This is a genomic window from Streptomyces sp. NPDC040622 (genome assembly GCF_055593965.1).
Map to the genome: position 1 here is coordinate 547,393 of NZ_JBVIXD010000003.1, position 18,427 is coordinate 565,819.

Genomic DNA, 18,427 nt, shown 5'->3' on the forward strand with positions numbered 1-18,427 from the left:
TTGGGGGGGGGGGTTGGGCGTCATGCTTTGCATACGGAGTCCCCGTGAGCTCGCCTCCCAGGCAGAACTTTGGGGGGGGGGGGGGGGGCCCCCCCCCCCCCCCCCCCCTCCCCCCCCCCCCTCCTCCGTGCTGTGACGATCCGCGTCAGCGGTCGACCATCCGGTCGAACTGCGTGGTGGTGTGCCGCAGATGGGCCACCAGCTCCTCGCCGACCTTCGGCTCCGGCGCGTCGGAGGGCACGAAGAGGATCGAGACCTGCATGTGCGGCGGCTCCGCGAACCAGCGCTGCTTGCCCGCCCAGACGAAGGGCGAGAGGTTGCGGTTGACGGTCGCGAGACCCGCACGGGCCACGCCCTTGGCCCGCGGCATCATGCCGTGCAGGGCCTTCGGGGCCTCCAGGCCGACGCCGTGCGAGGTGCCGCCGGCGACCACGACCAGCCAGCCGTCGGATGCGGCCTTCTGCTGGCGGTAGCCGAACCGGTCGCCCTTCGCGACGGCGGTGACGTCGAGGACGGCGCCGCGGTACTCGGTGGCCTCGTGGTCGCCGAGCCAGAGGTTCGTACCGATGCGCGCGCGAAAGCGCGTCTGCGGGAACTGCTGCTGCAGCCGGGCCAGTTCGCCTGCCTTGAGGTGGCTGACGAACATCGTGTGCAGCGGCAGGCGGGCCGCGCGCAGCCGGTCCATCCAGCCGATGACCTCCTCGACGGCGTCCGAGCCGTCGGTGCGGTCCAGCGGCAGGTGGATCGCGAAGCCCTCGAGGCGTACGTCCTCGATGGCGGCGTGCAGCTGTGGAAGCTCCTGCTCGCTGACGCCGTGGCGCTTCATCGAGGACATGACCTCGATGACGACGCGGGCGCCCACGAGACCGTGCACGCCGTCGAGCGACGACACGGAACGGATGACGCGGTCGGGCAGCGGCACCGGCTCCTCGCCCCGCCGGAACGGGGTCAGGACCAGCAGGTCACCGCTGAACCAGTCCTTGATCCGGGCGGCTTCGTAGGTGGTGCCCACGGCGAGGACGTCGGAGCCGAAGCGCGTGGCTTCCTCGGCGAGGCGCTCGTGGCCGAAGCCGTAGCCGTTGCCCTTGCAGACCGGGACGATGCCCGGGAACTGCTCCAGCAAGTGCTTCTGGTGTGCCCGCCAGCGCGCGGTGTCGACATAGAGCGTGAGCGCCATGGCTGGATCCCGGAACCTTTCTCGTGTCTGCGGTGTATCAGAGGTGTGGAAGGAAATTGTGCGGGATCAGCGGCGCGACATGTAGATGTCGAGCGCCTTGTGCAGCAGCTTGTTGAGCGGGAAGTCCCACTCGCCGATGTACTCGGCGGCTTCGCCACCGGTGCCGACCTTGAACTGGATCAGACCGAAGAGGTGATCGGTCTCGTCCAGGGAGTCGGAGATGCCACGCAGGTCATAGACGGTGGCACCCATGGCGTACGCGTCGCGCAGCATCCGCCACTGCATCGCGTTCGAGGGCCTGACCTCGCGCCCGATGTTGTCCGACGCGCCGTAGGAGTACCAGACGTGCCCGCCGACGACGAGCATCGTCGCGGCCGACAGGTTCACGCCGTTGTGCCGCGCGAAGTACAGCCGCATGCGGTTGGGGTCCTCGGAGTTGAGGGCCTGCCACATCTGCTGGAAGTAGCCGAGGGGCCGCGGGCGGAACTTGTCGCGCACCGCGGTGATCTCGTACAGACGCTGCCACTCGGCGAGGTCCTGGTAGCCGCCCTGGACGACCTCGACGCCCGCCTTCTCGGCCTTCTTGATGTTGCGCCGCCACAGCTGGTTGAAGCCCTTCTGGACCTCGTCCAGGGAGCGGTTGGCCAGCGGCACCTGGAAGACGAAGCGGGGCTGCACGTCACCGAAGCCGGCGCCGCCGTCCTCGCCCTGCTGCCAGCCCATGCGGCGCAGCCGGTCGGAGACCTCGAAGGCACGCGGCTCGATGTGCGTGGCCTCGGTGTCCCGAAGGCGCTTCACGTCCGGGTTCTGGATGCCTGCCTTGATCGCCGGAGCGTCCCAGCGGCGGATCACGACCGGCGGGCCCATCTTCACGGAGAAGGCGCCCTGCTGCTTCAGATGCGCGAGCATCGGCTGCAGCCACTCGTCGAGGTTGGGGGCGTACCAGTTGATGACCGGGCCCTCGGGCAGGTACGCGAGATAGCGCTTCAGCTTGGGCAGCTGACGGTAGAGAACCAGGCCGACACCGACCAGCTCGCCGGTCCTGTTGTCGAACCAGCCCAGGTTCTCCGAGCGCCATTCGCTCTTCACGTCAGCCCATGCCGGGACCTGGCAATGACTTGCCGACGGCAGTGTCTGGATATATGCCAGATGCTGCTCGCGACTGATGGTCCTCAGGGTCAGACTCATTCGGGGCGCTCCTCGGGCTGGTGTGTCCCCATGGGTACAGGGGCTCCGGCTCTCGCGCCGAAGCCTACTGCGCCCTGCGAGCGCCCCGTCTGGGCGTACGGGACTAAGGCCCCCGGCCGCTCGTGCGACCGGGGTACCGCGAGGCCGTCAGCCGACGATTCCGCCGAAGAGTCCGCCGTGCGCCATGCCCAGGAAGAAGCCGACCGCCGAGGCGCCGAGCCCCAGGATCAGGCCGAAGCGCTCCCGGGTCGTCGCCGAGATGAACTGGCCGTATGCGCCGGTGGCGATGCCGACCAGGCCCGCCCACGAACTGATCAGATGGAGGCTGTGGAACATCGCGGTCACGAAGGCGATGGCCCCGAGGATCAGCGTCACGCCGAGCAGCGTGTCCTGGAGCGGATGGGACTTGCCGTCCGTGGCGAAGAGAGAAGTGGCGGTGTTCGGTCGCATTGCTTGTGCCATGAGAGGCACCTCCTGCGGAAGGCGGCGCATCGTAGCGCCATAGACACCCGATGTGTACAGATTCTGCCCGCCCGGCGCCGGATTTCAACCGGAAGCCTCGGTGCGGGTACTCTGTACCGTCTGCACCGGTGTCTGCCCTGGCCACAGCATGAGCCCCCGCTCGCGGGAGCCGATTGTCAGTGGCGGCCGATACCGTTGCGTACGCATCACGACCCTCCTGCCACGGAACGACCGTGGCCGCTGAGTCCAAAGGAGGTGGGTTCCACATGCGTCACTACGAAGTGATGGTCATCCTCGACCCCGATCTCGAGGAGCGCGCTGTCTCCCCGCTGATCGAGAACTTCCTCTCCGTCGTCCGTGAGGGCAACGGAAAGGTCGAGAAGGTCGACACCTGGGGCCGTCGTCGTCTCTCGTACGAGATCAAGAAGAAGCCCGAGGGCATCTACTCGGTCATCGACCTGCAGGCCGAGCCTGCGGTCGTCAAGGAGCTCGACCGCCAGATGAACCTGAACGAGTCGGTCCTCCGGACCAAGGTCCTCCGTCCCGAGATGCACTGAGCTTTCTAGCTCAGCAGCACCCGGGAATCGAGTAGCAGCAACAAGCAGCCAGCAGCAAACCCGCCGAGAGGTTCCCCCATGGCAGGCGAGACCGTCATCACGGTCGTCGGCAATCTTGTCGACGACCCCGAGCTGCGCTTCACCCCCTCCGGTGCGGCGGTCGCGAAGTTCCGTGTCGCGTCCACCCCCCGCACCTTCGACCGTCAGACGAACGAGTGGAAGGACGGCGAGAGCCTCTTTCTGACCTGCTCGGTCTGGCGTCAGGCGGCGGAGAACGTCGCGGAGTCGCTCCAGCGAGGCATGCGCGTCGTCGTGCAGGGCCGGCTGAAGCAGCGGTCCTACGAGGACCGTGAGGGCATCAAGCGCACGGTCTACGAGCTGGACGTCGAGGAAGTCGGCGCCAGCCTGAAGAACGCCACGGCCAAGGTCACCAAGACCACCGGTCGAGGCGGCCAGGGCGGCCAGGGCGGTTACGGCGGCGGTGGCGGCGGCCAGCAGGGCGGCGGCTGGGGCGGTGGCTCCGGTGGCGGTCAGCAGCAGGGTGGCGGCGGTGCTCCCGCCGACGACCCCTGGGCGACCGGTGCGCCGGCCGGCGGCGGTCAGCAGCAGGGCGGCGGCGGTGGCGGCTGGGGCGGAAGCTCCGGCGGCTCCGGTGGCGGCTACTCGGACGAGCCCCCCTTCTAAGCCCTCAGGGCCTTCGGGCCCAGGGTCGAGGGGTGGGTCCGTACCCACACTTCTTGATCACACAGGAGATACACCATGGCGAAGCCGCCTGTGCGCAAGCCGAAGAAGAAGGTCTGCGCTTTCTGCAAGGACAAGGTCACGTACGTGGACTACAAGGACACGAACATGCTGCGGAAGTTCATTTCCGACCGCGGCAAGATCCGTGCCCGCCGCGTGACCGGCAACTGCACGCAGCACCAGCGTGACGTCGCCACGGCCGTGAAGAACAGCCGTGAGATGGCGCTGCTGCCCTACACGTCCACCGCGCGATAAGGGAAGGGTGACCGAAAAATGAAGATCATCCTCACCCACGAGGTCTCCGGCCTCGGCGCCGCCGGCGAGGTCGTAGACGTCAAGGACGGCTACGCCCGCAACTACCTGATCCCGCGGAACTTCGCGATCCGCTGGACCAAGGGTGGCGAGAAGGACGTCGAGCAGATCCGTCGTGCTCGCAAGATCCACGAGATCGCGACCATCGAGCAGGCCAACGAGATCAAGGCCCAGCTCGAGGGCGTCAAGGTCCGTCTGGCCGTCCGCTCCGGCGACGCCGGTCGTCTCTTCGGTTCCGTCACCCCGGCCGACGTCGCTTCGGCGATCGAGGCCGCCGGTGGTCCGAAGGTCGACAAGCGCCGTGTCGAGCTGGGCGCGCCGATCAAGACGCTGGGCGCCCACGCGACGTCCGTGCGTCTGCACCCCGAGGTTGCCGCCAAGGTCAACGTCGAGGTCGTCTCCGCCTAAGCACTGCGCTTGGCAGAGCTGAAGCAATCGTTGGGCCGTACCCCTTGGGGTGCGGCCCAACGTGCTGAGCGGGGCGGGGCGGTTTCACGTGAAACCGCCGCACGCCACGTCACCTCGCCCCACGTCACCTCGCTCGCCCCACGCCACGCCACTTCGCTCCGTGAAACGGCGCTTCACGTGAAACGGCGTTCCACGTGAAACATCGCCCTGCATGGAGCGGTGCGAAGCGCTCAGCGTGTGGCTCCGGTGACGATCCAGCGGCCGGAGCGGGAGCGCAGCCACAGGGTCACCATCCGGACCGCCATCATCAGCGTCATCGCTCCCCACACGGCGGTCAGGCCACCGCCGAACGTCGGCACGAGGAGGGCGACGGGGGTGAAGGCCGCCAGCGTGACGATCATGGCCCAGGCCAGGTACGGTCCGTCACCCGCGCCCATCAGGACGCCGTCGAGCACGAAGACGATGCCGCAGATCGGCTGGGCGAGGGCCACCACCACGAGGGCGGGGAGTGCCGCGGCCTGGACGGTGGCGTCGCTGGTGAAGAGCGGGATGAACAGCGGCCGCGCGAGGACGACCAGCAGACCGAGCGCGACACCCGAGGCGATGCCCCACTGCACCATTCGACGGCAGACGGCGCGTGCGCCGTCCGGATCGTCGGCGCCCAGATAGCGTCCGATGATCGCTTGCCCCGCGATGGCGATGGCGTCGAGGGCGAAGGCCAGCAAACTCCACAGGGAAAGAACGATCTGGTGGGCGGCCACGTCGGAGTCGCCGAGCCGGGCGGCGACGGCGGTCGCGATCATCAGGATGGCCCGCAACGAGAGCGTGCGGACCAGGAGCGGCGCACCGGCTTGTGCGCAGGCCCGGATCCCGGCGGCATCGGGACGCAGCGAGGCGCCGTGTCGTTTGGCGCCGCGTACGACGACGAAGAGGTAGACGGCGGCCATGCCGAACTGGGCGAGGACGGTGCCCCAGGCGGAGCCGGCGATGCCGAGGTCCGCGCCGTAGACCAGGCCGACGTTGAGGACGCCGTTGGCGACGAAGCCGCCGATCGCGACGTACAGCGGGGTCTTGGTGTCCTGCAGTCCGCGCAGCACACCGGTGGAGGCGAGCACGACGAGCATGGCCGGGATGCCGAGCGAGGAGATGCGCAGATACGTGGTGGCGTAGGGCGCCGCGGTGTCCGATGCGCCGAAGAGCTCGACGAGGGCGGGTGCGGTGGGCAGGACGACCACGATGACGGCGGCGCCGAGGAGCAGCGCGAGCCAGATGCCGTCCATGCCCTGGCGGATGGCCGCCTGTATGTCGCCCGCGCCCACCCGGCGGGCGACGGCGGCCGTGGTGGCGTACGCGAGGAAGACGAAGATGCTCACCGCGGTGGTGAGGAGGGCGGAGGCGACGCCGAGGCCGGCGAGTTGTGCCGTGCCGAGATGCCCGACGATCGCGCTGTCGGCCAGGACGAAGAGGGGCTCGGCGACCAACGCGCCGAAGGCGGGGACGGCGAGCGCGATGATCTCTCGGTCATGCTTTCGCCGAGCGGCCTTGGGCGCCGCGGGAGCCTGTGTCATGGACACCAATCTAATCTTCCACAGGTAAGAGATGCAATGTTATTTAGACCCTTACTCGGCCTCTTCTTGAACGCTCCGTCACGCGCCGTTTGCGGGGATCTTGGTCCGACTGGGGAAGTTTTTCTTCTGCACAGCCCGTGGACGGCAAATGCGCAGGTCAGAGCTACTTTCCTGAATGGCCTGAGGGCTTGTTCACAGGCCTGTCCACCGGGCCGTGCACAGGTTTGGCGGGGTTCTCCACAGCATCGGGCCCGTCATCCACACCGCCTGTGGATAACCAGATTGGCTGACGGTGCCCACAGGCCTACCGTGGACCGGCGCCCGCCTCGTCGTACGACCTCGGAAACCCCGAAAAACCGACGCGTCAGAACCGGAGTTGGGCCCGCTTATTTGTCAGTGTCGTGCCGTAGGAAAGAGGGGCACGGCGAGGTCCGCACGGCGGACGGGAGGAGGTGGCCCGGTGAGTATCTCCGAGCCTTTGGACGACCCCTGGGCCGACAGCGGTCCCAGTGACCGTCTGCCCGTCTCCCGTCAGCGCCGCGACGGAGGCCGGGGCCGCGACGAGCAGCACGAGCGCGGTCGTGAGGGCGGCTGGGACGGCGGAGGCACGTCGTTCGAGCGCGTCCCCCCGCAGGACCTCGACGCGGAGCAGTCGGTGCTCGGCGGCATGCTGCTCTCCAAGGACGCCATCGCCGACGTCGTCGAGGTCCTCAAGGGCCACGACTTCTACCGGCCCGCGCACGAGACGATCTACGCCTCGATCCTCGACCTGTACGCGAAGGGCGAGCCGGCCGACCCGATCACCGTGGCGGCCGAGCTCACCAAGCGAGGCGAGATCACCAAGGTCGGCGGCGCATCGTATCTGCACACGCTGGTCCAGACGGTCCCGACCGCGGCGAACGCCGAGTACTACGCGGAGATCGTCCACGAGCGTGCCGTCCTGCGCCGCCTCGTCGAGGCCGGCACGCGCATCACCCAGATGGGATACGCGGCCGACGGCGACGTGGACGAGATCGTCAACAGTGCCCAGGCCGAGATCTACGCGGTCACCGAGCAGCGCACCACCGAGGACTACCTGCCGCTCGGCGACATCATGGAGGGCGCCCTCGACGAGATCGAGGCGATCGGTTCGCGGTCGGGGGAGATGACCGGTGTGCCGACCGGCTTCACCGACCTCGACCAGCTCACCAACGGACTGCACCCCGGCCAGATGATCATCATCGCGGCCCGTCCCGCCATGGGTAAGTCGACGCTGGCGCTCGACTTCGCGCGAGCTTGTTCGATCAAACACAACATGCCGAGCGTGATCTTCTCGCTCGAAATGGGGCGCAACGAGATCGCGATGCGTCTGCTGTCCGCCGAGGCGCGCGTGGCACTGCACCACATGCGGTCCGGCACGATGACCGACGAGGACTGGACCCGTCTCGCCCGGCGCATGCCCGACGTCTCGGCTGCCCCGCTCTACATCGACGACTCCCCGAACCTGTCGATGATGGAGATCCGCGCCAAGTGCCGCCGCCTCAAGCAGCGCAACGACCTGAAGCTCGTGGTCATCGACTATCTGCAGCTGATGCAGTCGGGCGGTTCCAAGCGGTCCGAGAGCCGCCAGCAGGAAGTCTCGGACATGTCGCGAAACCTGAAGCTCCTTGCCAAGGAGCTGGAGCTGCCGGTGATCGCGCTCTCCCAGCTGAACCGTGGCCCCGAGCAGCGCACTGACAAGAAGCCTATGGTCTCCGACCTGCGTGAATCCGGATCGATCGAGCAGGACGCGGACATGGTGATCCTGCTGCACCGCGAGGACGCGTACGAGAAGGAGTCACCTCGTGCGGGCGAGGCGGACATCATCGTGGGCAAGCACCGTAACGGCCCGACGGCGACGATCACGGTCGCCTTCCAGGGCCACTACTCGCGCTTCGTGGACATGGCGCAGACCTGATCGTCCGGTGTAGGTGACGGATCCGTCCACGGTCGGTGGAACTCGCCGCGGGCGGACTCTCGAAGTGCCTTTCGGAGTGCCTTTCGGCGGGGAGACCTGGCGGCGGCAGCCACGGGCACCGCCGCCGCCGAGAGACTCACCCGGTCTGGCCGTGCGACCGGGCGGGACCCGGCTGGACGACGATGACCCGGCGCCCGCGCGTGTGCCCGGCCTGGCTGTCGACGTGCGCCGCCGCGGCCTCGGCGAGGGTGTACGACTTCTCGACGGGGATGTGGAGCCGCCCCCGGGAGATGAGCGCGGCGGCCTCGGCGAGCGCGGCCGGTACGCTCCCGGCCACGCCGGAGAACCGGACGCCGAGCTTCGGCGCGTCGAGGTCGGCGATGGAGATCACCTTCTGCGGGGCGCCGGTCAGTTCGACGAGCTCGCGGATCACGCCCGAGCCGGCCAGGTCGAGAGCCGCGTCGACCTCACCGAGCTGCCGCACCCGCTCGACCCACCCCTCGCCGTACGTCGTGGCGACGGCGCCCAGACCGCGCAGGTAGTCCTGGTTCGCTGCGCCTGCGGTGCCGATCACCGCGATGCCGCGGTCGCGAGCGATCTGCAGCACCGCCGATCCGACGCCCCCGGACGCGCCGCTGACCAGCAGTGTCTGCCCGGGGCGCACTCCGACCTCGCGGATCAGGCGCAGGGCCGTCTCCACCACGGAGGGGTAGCCGGCGGCCTCTTCGAACGTCAGGCCCTCCGGCATCCGGGTCCAGGCCGACAGCACGGCGAATTCGGCGTAGGTGCTGGAGCCTTCACCGAACACGTGGTCGCCGATCTCGACCCCTTCGACGCCCTTGCCGACCTCGTCCACCACTCCCGCGGCGTCCAGGCCGACTCCGGCGGGCAGCTCGAGCGGATGGGCCGTGAGGATCTGGCCTTCGCGGACCCTCCAGTCCACGGGGTTCACGCCCGCCGCCCGTACGGCGACGCGTATTCGGCCGGGGCCCGCGTGGGGCTCCTCGGCATCGATGAGGTGCAGAACGTCCGGGCCGCCGAACTCGGCGAAGCTCACTTTCTTCATGCGGCCGACCGTAGCACTAACGGTTAGTGTTTAAAAACAGTTAGGGTTTCACACTTGATAGTGTCTGAGGCATGACCGTGTCGACCGGACGCCGTGAGCGCAAGAAGGCTCTGACGCGCCAGAAGATCGCCGACGCCGCCCTGCGGCTCTTCCTGGAGCGCGGGTACGACGCGGTGGGGATTCGTGACGTGGCCGCCGAGGCTGATGTGGCCGTCACCACGCTCTTCTCTCACTTCGCCTCGAAAGAGGCTCTGGTGTTCGAGCAGGACGAGGACTTCGAGCACCGGCTTGCGCGGGCGGTCACCGGCCGGGCGCCGGACGAGTCACTCCTCCCCGCGTTGCGCGGCGAGATCCAGGCCCTGGTGCGGCACTGCACGGCGGACAGCGCCGCCCCGATCTGGCGCATGATCGATGAGTCGCCCGCGCTCCGGAAGTACGAGGAGTCGATGAGGCTGCGCCATGCGGAGTCGCTGGCGACGGTCATCGCTGCCGATCCCGGGCTGCCGCAGAGCGAGACGGCGTGCCGGACCCTCGCGCGGTTCGTGATCGACGCCTATTCGCTGGCCCGCGAGGAGGCCGATCCCGAGGGCGCGGTGAACGAGATCTTCCGGATGATCGAGGCGGCATGGGGGGCCGCAGGCCCTGCTCCTGCGGCCGCCCCTGCCCCTGCCCCTGCCCCTGCGGCCGCCCCTACTCCTGCTCGTCAGGTGTGAGGAACTGGTCGCGGTCTTCGCCTGCGTGACCCGTTGAGCAGACCAGGGAGCCCTGCGCAGTGCAGGGCTCCCTGGTTGTCTGCGGTACTGCAGGGTCGGTTCCGTTTACGGAGCCGGAGCCTCAGTCGTTGGCCAGGGCTCGGTCGAGGAGGGGGAGCAGGCGGTCCCAGTGGCGCTGCAGCGCGGCGGGGCTGAAGGCGTCGGTGTCGGACATGGTGAAGCCGTGGAGGGTGTCGGGGTAGACCTCGGAGGTGAAGTCGACCCCCGCGGCGGCCAGGGCCCGGTCGAGTTCGCCGAGGGACTCGGGCGTCATGTCGTGTGCGGCGTGGCCGAGGTGGACCTGTGCGGTGAGCTCGCAGGCGAGGCGGTGCGGGCTGTCGGGCGTGTCGGTCACCAGGTTGCCGGGGTGGAATCCGGCGACGGCGGCCACGTGATCGGGGTGGGCCGCGGCGGTGCGCAGCGCCAGGACGGCGCCCATGCAGTAGCCGATCGTGGCGACCGGTCCAGCGACGACCTCCGGCTGGGCGGTGAGGAAGCGCAGGTAGGCGTCGGCGTCGCGCAGGACGCGGTCGACGGTGTGCGCCTGGACCAGGGGCATCAGCCGGTCGACGACCGCGGGTCGTATCTCCGCTCCGATGTGCTCGGGGAGTTCGATCACCGGCGCCGGGCCGTGCCGGTAGTAGACGTTGGGGGCGAGCACGTAGTACCCGTGTCCGGCCAGCTCGCGGGCCCTCGCCTCCAACTCGGGCCGCACCCCGAAGACGTCCGTGTACAGCAGGACGCCGGGGTGCCGCCCGGCGCGGTCGGGAAGGGCGGCGAAGGCGTCGGCCTGGCCGTCGGCGGTGGGTATCCGCAGTGTCTTGGTGGGCAAGTTCTCCCTTTCGTGGAGTGGCTCGTCTTTCGAGCTCACTCGAGTTCACTCGACAAACGTTTGTCTCGCTAACGTTTCCGCGCGAGTGAACGTACATCGTTAGTGGGACTAACGCAATGAGTAGGATGGGCGCCATGACCAGAGCCGAAGCCGTGGACATGCCCGATGACGGCGTGACCGACGCCAGCGGGCGCGGGGCGCCCGACCGGCTGCGGCGGCGCGCGAGCAGGCTGCTGTCGCAGCTGACCGTGCGGTCGGACCGGCTGATCACCGAGGGGCTGGCGCGGGACGACGCCCGCAAGTGGCACTACGCCGTGCTCGCCTCACTGGAGGAACACGGGCCGGCCAGCCAGGCGGAGCTGAGCGGACGCTCCGGCATCTACCGCAGCGACATGGTCGGCGTACTCAACGAACTGGCCGAGCACGGCTTGGTCGAACGGGCACAGGACCCCGACGACCGGCGCCGCAACATCATCACCATCTCCGCCGACGGCCGCCGCCGCCTGCGCTTTCTCGACGGGGTTCTGGACGACCTCCACGACGAACTGCTCGCGCCGCTGAGTCCGGCCGAACGCGACGAGTTCGTACGGTTGCTCACGTGCCTGCTGGACCACCACACCCCGGGCTGACAAGGGCTCAGAACGCACTGAGCCCGGTGAGTTCGCAGGAGAGGTCCCAGAGCCGGGATGCCGCCGCGGGGTCGACGGCCCAGGGCTTGACCCCGCCGATCAGCATGTCGTCGGTGGTGGCCGGTTCCGCGATGTCGCAGTCCTGGCAGTACTCCCCTCCGCGGCCGTCCAGCGCGGGCGAGGTCGCCGCCCACACGGCTGTCGCCGCGCCCTGCTCCGGGGACTTGAAGCCGTCGGCAGGCGTGCCGTCCGGTGTCACCCAGCCCTGCGCGAGCCACTCCGTACGGGGAATGTGGCGCTGCAGCGGAGTGAGGATGCTGCCCGGGTGTACGGCGAAGGCGTGCAGGCCACGGCCGGCGCCGAGGCGGTCGAGGTGCAGGGCGAACAGCGCGTTGGCGGTCTTGGACTGGGCGTACGCCAGCCAGCGGTCGTAGCCGGTGCGGAAGTGGAGGTCGTCCCAGCGGATGTCGGACAGGAAGTGTCCCGAGGAGGCGACGGACACGACGCGCGCCCCCGCAGGGTCGAAGGCGGGCCGCAGGCGGTGGGTCAGGGCGAAGTGGCCGAGGTGGTTGACGCCGAAGTGGGCTTCCCAGCCCGGGCCGACACTGGTCTCCGGGCAGGCCATCACGCCCGCCCCGTTGATGAGGATGCCGAGGGAGCGACCGGTGTCGAGGAAGCGATCGGCGAAGACGCGGACGCTGTCCGGATCGGCGAGGTCGAGGGCGTGCACCTCCGTGCCGGGGATGCCGCGCAGGGCGACCTCGGCGGTGTCGGGGCGGCGGGCGGGGACGACGACGTGCGCGCCCGCGCGGGCCAGAGCGCGGGTGGCCGCGAGCCCCAGGCCGGAGTACCCGCCGGTGATCAGGGCCGTGGTGCCTGTCAGGTCGATGCCGTCGAGGACGTCGTCGGCCGTGCTGCGGGCGTCGAATCCGGTGCCGAGCTTCTGCTGTTCGGTGATCATGTCCGCGACGCTAAAAGCTAGAGCGAGCGCTAGGTCAAGGCATCGGTCGCGAGGTCGAGACATCGGTACGGTCATGGCATGAGCGAGGGAACGGGGACGGGTGGTCAGGTCGACGCGGGTGCGCCAGCGGTGCCCGACGTGGGTGCGGGAGGACCGGACGAGGGGAACTCGGGGCTGCCGCCCGGCAAGGACGCGGTCGGCCTGTCCATAGGGAAGGTCGCCGAGGCGACCGGTCTGAGCGTGCACGCGCTGCGGTTCTTCGAGCGGGAAGGGCTCTTCCCGCGGGAGATCCCACGCTCCGGCGGAGGCCGCCGGGTCTACGCACAGGCGGACGTGGACTGGCTGCTGCTGTGCGGCCGGCTGCGGGACTCCGGCATGCCGATCGCCACGGTCAGGAGGTTCGCGGCGCTCGTCCGTTCCGGCCCCGGCAACGAGCCGGAGCGCCTCGCGCTGCTTCAAGAGCACGAGCGTGACGTACGCGCGAAGATCGACGGCCTCAACGCCTGCCTGGAGGTCATCCACGGCAAGGTCGTCACCTATGAGCGGCATCTGCGTGACGGGACGGCCGTCGGTCTCTGGCACCACTCACATGCCGCGCCACTCACACTCCCGCGTCGCGATTCGTCGGTGCAGTGACGGACCACCACGACGCCCCTGCTGACAGCGGCGCCGGGCAGACGCTTGAGGAGAACACTCATGCAGGCGCGTATGCAGCACCCCGCCGTGATCATCCCTGAGGCCATGAGGACCGTGCTGATCCTGTCCAAGGTCGCCAGGACGCACGGCCTGCCCCAGACCACGGTCGAGCTGGTGCAGCTGCGCGTGAGCCAGATCAACGGGTGCAGCGTCGGTGTGGACGGCAGCGTGCGCAGCGCGGCGGTCGCGGGCGCCACCGACGAGCAGATCTCCACGGTGGCCGCCTGGCGGTACACGCCCTGCTTCTCCGACGCGGAACGCTCCGCACTCGCCCTCGCCGAGGCCGCCACGCGGCTCGCCGACCGTACCGATCCGGTGCCGGACGCGATCTGGGACGAGGCCGCACGGCACTACACGGAGCAGGAGTTGGCGGCCCTCGTCCTCGCCATCGGCGTTGCCAACATGATCAACCGGATCAACGTCACCACACGGCGCATCGCGGGCTCACAGCCCTGGGGGCCTGATCGCGCGGTGCATGACGGGCGCGGCCCGCAGGGTGGCCCGGAGGCTTCGTGACCGTCGTCGATCACCGGTCGAATTCGCTCGACGCACCGGGCGTCCGGCAGGTGAACTGGTCCCATGACGACACCCCGTGAAGAACTGCTCCCCTCCACCCGACGAGCCCTGCTGCACCGCATCGCCACCGCTCAGACGGAGGGCCGGGCCCCCTCGCTGGTCGCCGCGGTGGCCCGGGACGGGGAGTTGGTGTGGAGCGGTGGCCGCAGCATGGTGGACGGGCACGAGCCGGACGAGAACGTCCAGTACCGCATCGGTTCGATCACCAAGACCTTCACCGCCGTCCTGGTGATGCGGCTCCGCGACGAGGGGCTGCTGGACCTGGGCGACCCGCTGGAGAAGCACCTGCCGGGCACCGGCGCGGGGGAGGCCACGATCGCCGAACTGCTCTCACACACCGGTGGATTGGCGGCCGAGACCCCGGGCGAGTGGTGGGAGCGCACCCCGGGAACGACCCGCCCCGAGCTCGTCGACGTCCTGGGCGAGCAGCCCTTCAGGCACCCCGTCGGTCGGCGCTTCCACTACTCGAACCCCGGCTACACGGTGCTCGGTTCGCTGGTGGAGGCGTTGCGGGGCGCCCCGTGGGACGAGGTCCTGCGTCGTGAGGTGCTGGAGCCGCTGGGGCTGAACCGCACGAGCGCGCAGCCGCAGGCTCCGCACGCGGGCGGCTGGGCCGTCCATCCCTGGGCGGACGTGATGATGCCGGAGCTCGTCGAGGATCTGGGGCTGATGGCTCCGGCCGGTCAGCTGTGGTCCACGACCGCGGACCTGGTGCGCTTCGCGTCCTTCCTGGTGAAGGGCGACGACCGGGTCCTCGGCGCGGAATCCGTGCGGGAGATGAGGACGCCGTCGGCGCCGGCGCAGGTGGGGGAATGGGACCGGGTCTACGGCCTGGGAGTGGAGCTGATCCGGTGGTCGAAGGGCAGCCTGGTCGGACACGGGGGCTCGCTGCCGGGCTTCGTGGCCGGGCTGTGGGTGAGCGAGGTGGACGGCGTGGCCGCGGCCGCGCTCGCCAACTGCACCTCGGGGCCGGCGGTGGGGGCGCTGGCGGTGGACCTGGTGAGGATCGTGACGGAGGCCGAGCCGCGCATCCCCGAGCCGTGGCGCCCGCTCCCCGAAGTCGACCAGGAAGTCCTGGAGTTGGCGGGGCCCTGGTACTGGGGGACCCAGGTGGTCGTACTCCGTCTGGCGGCCGACGGCGGCGTCGAGCTGGGCCCGCTGTCCGGCGCCGGGCGCCAGGCCCGATTCCGCTCCAACGGTGACGGCACCTGGACCGGGCTCAACGGCTACTACGCGGGAGAGCCGCTGCGGGCGGTGCGGCGGGCGGACGGTTCGGTGAGCCATCTCGACCTGGGCTCGTTCGTCTTCACCCGCAAGCCGTACGACGAAGGGGTGCCGGTGCCGGGCGGGGTGGACCCGCAGGGGTGGCGCGGCTTCTAGCGTCCGTCTGTGCGGTGAGACGGGGGCGGCCGTGTCGTGAGGCGGCCAGAGCTGCTTCCGTGAGAGGACTGCGCCCGTGAGTGGCTGTTTCACGCGCTTGTTTCACGTGAAACAGCCCTCATCGGTCGGGAGCCATGGACTCAGCGGCCTCCGAGCGGCTTCACAGCGGCCTCAGAGCTGCAGCTTGAAGCCCACGTGTGACGCGGTGAACCCGAGCCGCTCGTAGAAGCGGTGGGCGTCGGTGCGGCCGGCGTCGGAGGTCAGCTGCACCAACTGGCAGTTCTGGCGGCGGGATTCGTCGACGGCCCACTCGATGAACCGTGTGCCGAGCCCGCTGCCGCGCTCGGCGGCGTGGACACGTACGCCCTCGATGATCGACCTGGTGGCGCCCTTCCGGGAGAGGCCAGGGACGATCGTGAGCTGGAGCGTGCCGACGACGTGTCCCTCGCGCACCGCGACGACCAACTGCTGGTTCGGGTCGTCGGCCAACCGCTCGAACGCCGTGGCATAGGGCGCGAGGTCGTCCGGCGACTCGCGCGCGGCGCCCAGCGGATCGTCGGCGAGCATGCCCACGATGGCGGCCAGATCGGCGGCGACGGCGGGGCGTATTTCAAGATCTCCCATGGCCGCAGGCTATGCGAGCCGGGCCGCGTGGGCGCGCATCCACCGCGCAGGCCGAGCAGCCCGCGTCGGTGCGCGGTCGCCGCGTGAGAGAGGCCAGGGAACGCGTGGCTGTGTGTGGACAGCGCTGCCCGCACACCACAGGACCGCCGACCGCCGTGCCTACTACGCCCTACGCAGGCACGCGCAGGGTCTCGACGGCCTTGACCAGTGGGGCGAGCTCCGGGCTCTGTGCGGCCTCGTCGAGTGCCTCGCGCAGCGCCGCGTCGTTGGTGGGGCGCGCCTCGGCGAGCAGTGCCGCGCCGGTCTCGCTGACGTCCGTGTAGATGCCGCGGCGGTCGGTGGGGCACAGGTAGCGGGACAGCAGGCCGCGCTCCTCGAGGCGGGTCACCAGGCGCGTGGTCGCGCTCTGGCTCAGCACCACGGCATCGGCGACCTGCTTCATCTGCAGATGACCGCCCTCGCCGTCGTGCTGGCGGTTGAGGACGTCGAGAAGGCTGTACTCCCGCACGCTCAGGCCGTGCTTGGCCTGCAGGGCACGCTCGACGCGGGCCTCGATCTTCCCGTGGAGCAGGGAGAGGGCGCACCAGCTTTGGGCGAGCGCGGTGAGTGCGGGGTCTGTCGCTGTCATGGCTCTTGTTCCTCCGTCCCGGAGCGGCTGCACCCAGGATAGTCCACCGATGCAATATCCGGCGGTTGCAAGTAGCCCGCGTGTGCAACTATTGTGGACGCACGTTAAGCGCACCTGCAATCGTCTGGAAGGTAGAACCATGCCTCTCGCGCTACTGGCCCTCGCGATCGGGGCCTTCGGGATCGGGACCACCGAGTTCGTGATCATGGGACTGCTTCCCGAGGTCGCGGGTGACTTCGGCGTCTCCATCCCCACGGCCGGCTTCCTCGTGACCGGCTACGCCCTCGGCGTCGTGCTCGGTGCTCCCCTGATGACCGCCCTCGGCACCCGGATTCCGCGCAAGCGGATGCTGATGCTGCTGATGGGGCTCTTCGTCGTCGGCAACCTGCTCTCCGCCGTGGCCCCGGCCTTCGGCGTGATGCTTGCCGGCCGCATCGTGGCCTCACTCGCCCACGGTGCCTTCTTCGGCATCGGCTCGGTCGTCGCGGCCGAGCTGGTCGCTCCCGAGAAGAAGGCGGGGGCCATCGCCATGATGTTCTCGGGCCTCACGGTGGCCAACGTCGTCGGTGTCCCGCTCGGCACACTCGTCGGACAGGCCATCGGCTGGCGGATCACCTTCGTGATCGTCGCCGCGCTCGGCGTCCTCGGCCTCGCCGGGATCGCCAAGCTCGTCCCGGACCTGCCCAAGCCCGAAGGCGTACGGCTTCGCGACGAGATCGGCGCCTTCCGCAACGTCCAGGTGCTGCTCGCCATGGCGATGACGGTCCTCGGCTTCGGCGGTGTCTTCGCGGCCATCACCTACATCACGCCGATGATGACGGACGTCGCCGGCTACGCGGACTCGTCCGTCACCTGGCTGCTCGTCCTCTTCGGGCTCGGCATGGTCGGCGGCAACCTCGTCGGGGGACGGTTCGCGGACCGGGCGCTGATGCCGATGCTCTACGTGGCCCTGGGCTCCCTCGCCCTGGTGCTCGGCCTGTTCACCCTCACCGCGCACAACAAGATCGCGGCCGCCGTGACCGTCCTGCTGATCGGCGCCCTGGGCTTCGCGACCGTGCCGCCGCTGCAGAAGCGCGTCCTGGACTACGCCTCCGGCGCCCCGACGCTCGCATCCGCGGTCAACATCGGCGCCTTCAACCTGGGCAACGCGCTGTCGGCGTGGCTCGGCGGGATCGTCATCTCCGCCGGCCTCGGCTACACGGCCCCGAACTGGGTCGGCGCCGTACTGGCCGCCTCCGCCCTAGTCCTGGCCCTCGTCTCGGCCGCCCTGGAGCGCCGCTCCGGCACCCCCAGCCTGGTCGTGACGCGCGCGACGCCGGTCGAGCAGCCGATGCCCGCCCACCACTGACCCCCGCCCCCATCCTCCCCTGAATCACCAGCACCACCCCACAAGGAGAAAACCCCTCATGAGCGCCACCACCGCCACCGCCGTCGCCCCGCTGACCATCGAGGACGCCGAGGCACTCGTCGCCGCGGCCCGCCATGCCGCCGAGGCGGCCGATGTCACGGTCAGCGTCACCGTCCTCGACGCGGGCGGGCACCTCCTCGCCTTCCGGCGCGACGACCGCGCCGTGCTGATCTCCGGCGAGACCAGCACCCGCAAGGCGTACACCGCTCTCCAGCTGAACGCCCCGACCGCCGACCTCGTTGACGCGGTCCAGCCCGGCGGCCTCTTCCACACCCTGCCCACCGCCCTCGACCGCCCCCTGCTCTTCATCGCGGGCGGGGTACCGGTCCACCGCGACGGGCGGCTGATCGGTGCCGTCGGTGTCGGCGGCGGTGCACCCGAGCAGGACCACGGCTTCGCGACGGCGGCCGTGGAGGCCCTCGCGTAAGGCACGACGGCAGACGTACGCGTACTCAGCGCGTAGGAGATCAGCGCGTACGGGAAAGGCCCGCCCCCGGGGAATCCGGAGGGCGGGCCTTTTCGCGTG

At 69.7% G+C, this 18,427-nt stretch carries 21 protein-coding genes; 12 read left to right on the forward strand and 9 right to left on the reverse strand.

Going from position 1 to position 18,427, the window contains the following annotated elements:
• Nucleotides 1–145: 145 nt before the first annotated feature.
• The 3 genes from ACZ592_RS10860 to ACZ592_RS10870 all read right to left on the reverse strand — a co-directional run bounded on the left by ACZ592_RS10860 (nt 146) and on the right by ACZ592_RS10870 (nt 2,827).
• On the reverse strand, nt 146–1,177 hold the full coding sequence (locus tag ACZ592_RS10860) for an alanine racemase (RefSeq protein WP_471581180.1): 1,032 nt from the start codon (nt 1,175–1,177) through the stop codon (nt 146–148).
• 66 nt (nt 1,178–1,243) lie between these two features.
• Complete coding sequence (locus ACZ592_RS10865; RefSeq protein WP_471581181.1) at nt 1,244–2,365, reverse strand: lipid II:glycine glycyltransferase FemX; 1,122 nt, start codon at nt 2,363–2,365, stop codon at nt 1,244–1,246.
• Between the two features lie 147 nt (nt 2,366–2,512).
• On the reverse strand, nt 2,513–2,827 hold the full coding sequence (locus ACZ592_RS10870; protein WP_471581182.1) for a hypothetical protein: 315 nt from the start codon (nt 2,825–2,827) through the stop codon (nt 2,513–2,515).
• 266 nt (nt 2,828–3,093) lie between these two features.
• On the opposite strand from ACZ592_RS10870, the gene rpsF reads away from it, so the two are divergent.
• From rpsF to rplI, 4 genes are all read left to right on the forward strand, one after another.
• Entirely contained in the window at nt 3,094–3,384 is a 291-nt protein-coding gene (gene rpsF / locus ACZ592_RS10875; RefSeq protein WP_016644628.1) for a 30S ribosomal protein S6, read from the forward strand.
• A gap of 78 nt (nt 3,385–3,462) precedes the next feature.
• Complete coding sequence (locus ACZ592_RS10880) at nt 3,463–4,068, forward strand: single-stranded DNA-binding protein (protein ID WP_471581183.1); 606 nt, start codon at nt 3,463–3,465, stop codon at nt 4,066–4,068.
• Between the two features lie 75 nt (nt 4,069–4,143).
• Nucleotides 4,144–4,380, forward strand: coding sequence for a 30S ribosomal protein S18 (gene rpsR / locus ACZ592_RS10885; protein WP_003949403.1), 237 nt, complete (start codon nt 4,144–4,146; stop codon nt 4,378–4,380).
• Between the two features lie 18 nt (nt 4,381–4,398).
• Nucleotides 4,399–4,845 carry a 50S ribosomal protein L9 gene (gene rplI, locus ACZ592_RS10890; protein WP_359352905.1) on the forward strand — a complete coding sequence of 149 codons (447 nt, stop codon included), beginning with the start codon at nt 4,399–4,401 and terminating at the stop codon, nt 4,843–4,845.
• Between the two features lie 230 nt (nt 4,846–5,075).
• On the opposite strand, the gene ACZ592_RS10895 is transcribed toward rplI, so the two are convergent.
• Nucleotides 5,076–6,413, reverse strand: a complete 1,338-nt coding sequence (locus ACZ592_RS10895) for an MATE family efflux transporter (RefSeq protein ID WP_471581184.1) — start codon at nt 6,411–6,413, stop codon at nt 5,076–5,078.
• Between the two features lie 460 nt (nt 6,414–6,873).
• Here ACZ592_RS10895 and dnaB point away from each other — a divergent pair, with 460 nt between their 5' ends.
• Nucleotides 6,874–8,349: a replicative DNA helicase gene (gene dnaB / locus ACZ592_RS10900; protein ID WP_471581185.1), complete on the forward strand. Its 1,476-nt coding sequence runs from the start codon at nt 6,874–6,876 to the stop codon at nt 8,347–8,349.
• Between the two features lie 136 nt (nt 8,350–8,485).
• Here the strand turns inward: dnaB and ACZ592_RS10905 are convergent, their stop codons facing one another.
• Nucleotides 8,486–9,415, reverse strand: a complete 930-nt coding sequence (locus ACZ592_RS10905) for an NADP-dependent oxidoreductase (protein WP_471581186.1) — start codon at nt 9,413–9,415, stop codon at nt 8,486–8,488.
• 71 nt (nt 9,416–9,486) lie between these two features.
• Between ACZ592_RS10905 and ACZ592_RS10910 the strand changes: the two genes are divergently transcribed.
• Nucleotides 9,487–10,128, forward strand: a complete 642-nt coding sequence (locus ACZ592_RS10910; protein WP_471581187.1) for a TetR/AcrR family transcriptional regulator — start codon at nt 9,487–9,489, stop codon at nt 10,126–10,128.
• Nucleotides 10,129–10,249: 121 nt separating this feature from the next.
• Here ACZ592_RS10910 and ACZ592_RS10915 read toward each other — a convergent pair whose 3' ends face one another.
• Nucleotides 10,250–10,999 (reverse strand): dienelactone hydrolase family protein, encoded by a 750-nt coding sequence (locus tag ACZ592_RS10915; protein ID WP_471581188.1) that lies wholly within the window; start codon nt 10,997–10,999, stop codon nt 10,250–10,252.
• Nucleotides 11,000–11,133: 134 nt separating this feature from the next.
• Between ACZ592_RS10915 and ACZ592_RS10920 the strand changes: the two genes are divergently transcribed.
• Complete coding sequence (locus ACZ592_RS10920) at nt 11,134–11,628, forward strand: MarR family winged helix-turn-helix transcriptional regulator (RefSeq protein WP_471581189.1); 495 nt, start codon at nt 11,134–11,136, stop codon at nt 11,626–11,628.
• 7 nt (nt 11,629–11,635) lie between these two features.
• Here the strand turns inward: ACZ592_RS10920 and ACZ592_RS10925 are convergent, their stop codons facing one another.
• On the reverse strand, nt 11,636–12,589 hold the full coding sequence (locus ACZ592_RS10925) for an SDR family NAD(P)-dependent oxidoreductase (RefSeq protein WP_471581190.1): 954 nt from the start codon (nt 12,587–12,589) through the stop codon (nt 11,636–11,638).
• Nucleotides 12,590–12,667: 78 nt separating this feature from the next.
• On the opposite strand from ACZ592_RS10925, the gene ACZ592_RS10930 reads away from it, so the two are divergent.
• From ACZ592_RS10930 to ACZ592_RS10940, 3 genes are all read left to right on the forward strand, one after another.
• Entirely contained in the window at nt 12,668–13,225 is a 558-nt protein-coding gene (locus tag ACZ592_RS10930) for a MerR family transcriptional regulator (protein ID WP_471581191.1), read from the forward strand.
• A gap of 60 nt (nt 13,226–13,285) precedes the next feature.
• A complete protein-coding gene (locus tag ACZ592_RS10935) occupies nt 13,286–13,801 on the forward strand; it encodes a carboxymuconolactone decarboxylase family protein (RefSeq protein WP_471581192.1) in 516 nt (171 codons plus the stop codon).
• 63 nt (nt 13,802–13,864) lie between these two features.
• Nucleotides 13,865–15,241: a serine hydrolase domain-containing protein gene (locus ACZ592_RS10940; protein ID WP_471581193.1), complete on the forward strand. Its 1,377-nt coding sequence runs from the start codon at nt 13,865–13,867 to the stop codon at nt 15,239–15,241.
• A gap of 171 nt (nt 15,242–15,412) precedes the next feature.
• Here ACZ592_RS10940 and ACZ592_RS10945 read toward each other — a convergent pair whose 3' ends face one another.
• Nucleotides 15,413–15,865 (reverse strand): GNAT family N-acetyltransferase, encoded by a 453-nt coding sequence (locus tag ACZ592_RS10945; protein WP_471581194.1) that lies wholly within the window; start codon nt 15,863–15,865, stop codon nt 15,413–15,415.
• 169 nt (nt 15,866–16,034) lie between these two features.
• Complete coding sequence (locus ACZ592_RS10950; RefSeq protein WP_471581195.1) at nt 16,035–16,493, reverse strand: MarR family winged helix-turn-helix transcriptional regulator; 459 nt, start codon at nt 16,491–16,493, stop codon at nt 16,035–16,037.
• Nucleotides 16,494–16,632: 139 nt separating this feature from the next.
• Between ACZ592_RS10950 and ACZ592_RS10955 the strand changes: the two genes are divergently transcribed.
• Complete coding sequence (locus ACZ592_RS10955) at nt 16,633–17,841, forward strand: MFS transporter (protein WP_471581196.1); 1,209 nt, start codon at nt 16,633–16,635, stop codon at nt 17,839–17,841.
• Nucleotides 17,842–17,899: 58 nt separating this feature from the next.
• The gene (locus tag ACZ592_RS10960; RefSeq protein WP_471581197.1) at nt 17,900–18,328 is read left to right on the forward strand and encodes a GlcG/HbpS family heme-binding protein; all 429 of its coding nucleotides are present in this window, start codon (nt 17,900–17,902) and stop codon (nt 18,326–18,328) included.
• Nucleotides 18,329–18,427 lie beyond the last annotated feature (99 nt).

Bases quoted from the DNA above. Each gene is read 5' to 3' on its own strand.
- ACZ592_RS10950 (WP_471581195.1), bottom strand. From the start codon at position 16,493: ATGACAGCGACAGACCCCGCACTCACCGCGCTCGCCCAAAGCTGGTGC.
- rpsF (WP_016644628.1), top strand. From the start codon at position 3,094: ATGCGTCACTACGAAGTGATGGTCATCCTCGACCCCGATCTCGAGGAG.
- ACZ592_RS10930 (WP_471581191.1), top strand. From the start codon at position 12,668: ATGAGCGAGGGAACGGGGACGGGTGGTCAGGTCGACGCGGGTGCGCCA.
- rpsR (WP_003949403.1), top strand. From the start codon at position 4,144: ATGGCGAAGCCGCCTGTGCGCAAGCCGAAGAAGAAGGTCTGCGCTTTC.
- ACZ592_RS10870 (WP_471581182.1), bottom strand. From the start codon at position 2,827: ATGGCACAAGCAATGCGACCGAACACCGCCACTTCTCTCTTCGCCACG.
- rplI (WP_359352905.1), top strand. From the start codon at position 4,399: ATGAAGATCATCCTCACCCACGAGGTCTCCGGCCTCGGCGCCGCCGGC.
- ACZ592_RS10920 (WP_471581189.1), top strand. From the start codon at position 11,134: ATGACCAGAGCCGAAGCCGTGGACATGCCCGATGACGGCGTGACCGAC.
- ACZ592_RS10940 (WP_471581193.1), top strand. From the start codon at position 13,865: ATGACGACACCCCGTGAAGAACTGCTCCCCTCCACCCGACGAGCCCTG.
- ACZ592_RS10905 (WP_471581186.1), bottom strand. From the start codon at position 9,415: ATGAAGAAAGTGAGCTTCGCCGAGTTCGGCGGCCCGGACGTTCTGCAC.
- ACZ592_RS10925 (WP_471581190.1), bottom strand. From the start codon at position 12,589: ATGATCACCGAACAGCAGAAGCTCGGCACCGGATTCGACGCCCGCAGC.
- ACZ592_RS10935 (WP_471581192.1), top strand. From the start codon at position 13,286: ATGCAGGCGCGTATGCAGCACCCCGCCGTGATCATCCCTGAGGCCATG.
- ACZ592_RS10880 (WP_471581183.1), top strand. From the start codon at position 3,463: ATGGCAGGCGAGACCGTCATCACGGTCGTCGGCAATCTTGTCGACGAC.
- ACZ592_RS10955 (WP_471581196.1), top strand. From the start codon at position 16,633: ATGCCTCTCGCGCTACTGGCCCTCGCGATCGGGGCCTTCGGGATCGGG.
- ACZ592_RS10860 (WP_471581180.1), bottom strand. From the start codon at position 1,177: ATGGCGCTCACGCTCTATGTCGACACCGCGCGCTGGCGGGCACACCAG.
- ACZ592_RS10895 (WP_471581184.1), bottom strand. From the start codon at position 6,413: ATGACACAGGCTCCCGCGGCGCCCAAGGCCGCTCGGCGAAAGCATGAC.
- ACZ592_RS10945 (WP_471581194.1), bottom strand. From the start codon at position 15,865: ATGGGAGATCTTGAAATACGCCCCGCCGTCGCCGCCGATCTGGCCGCC.
- ACZ592_RS10960 (WP_471581197.1), top strand. From the start codon at position 17,900: ATGAGCGCCACCACCGCCACCGCCGTCGCCCCGCTGACCATCGAGGAC.
- ACZ592_RS10865 (WP_471581181.1), bottom strand. From the start codon at position 2,365: ATGAGTCTGACCCTGAGGACCATCAGTCGCGAGCAGCATCTGGCATAT.
- ACZ592_RS10910 (WP_471581187.1), top strand. From the start codon at position 9,487: ATGACCGTGTCGACCGGACGCCGTGAGCGCAAGAAGGCTCTGACGCGC.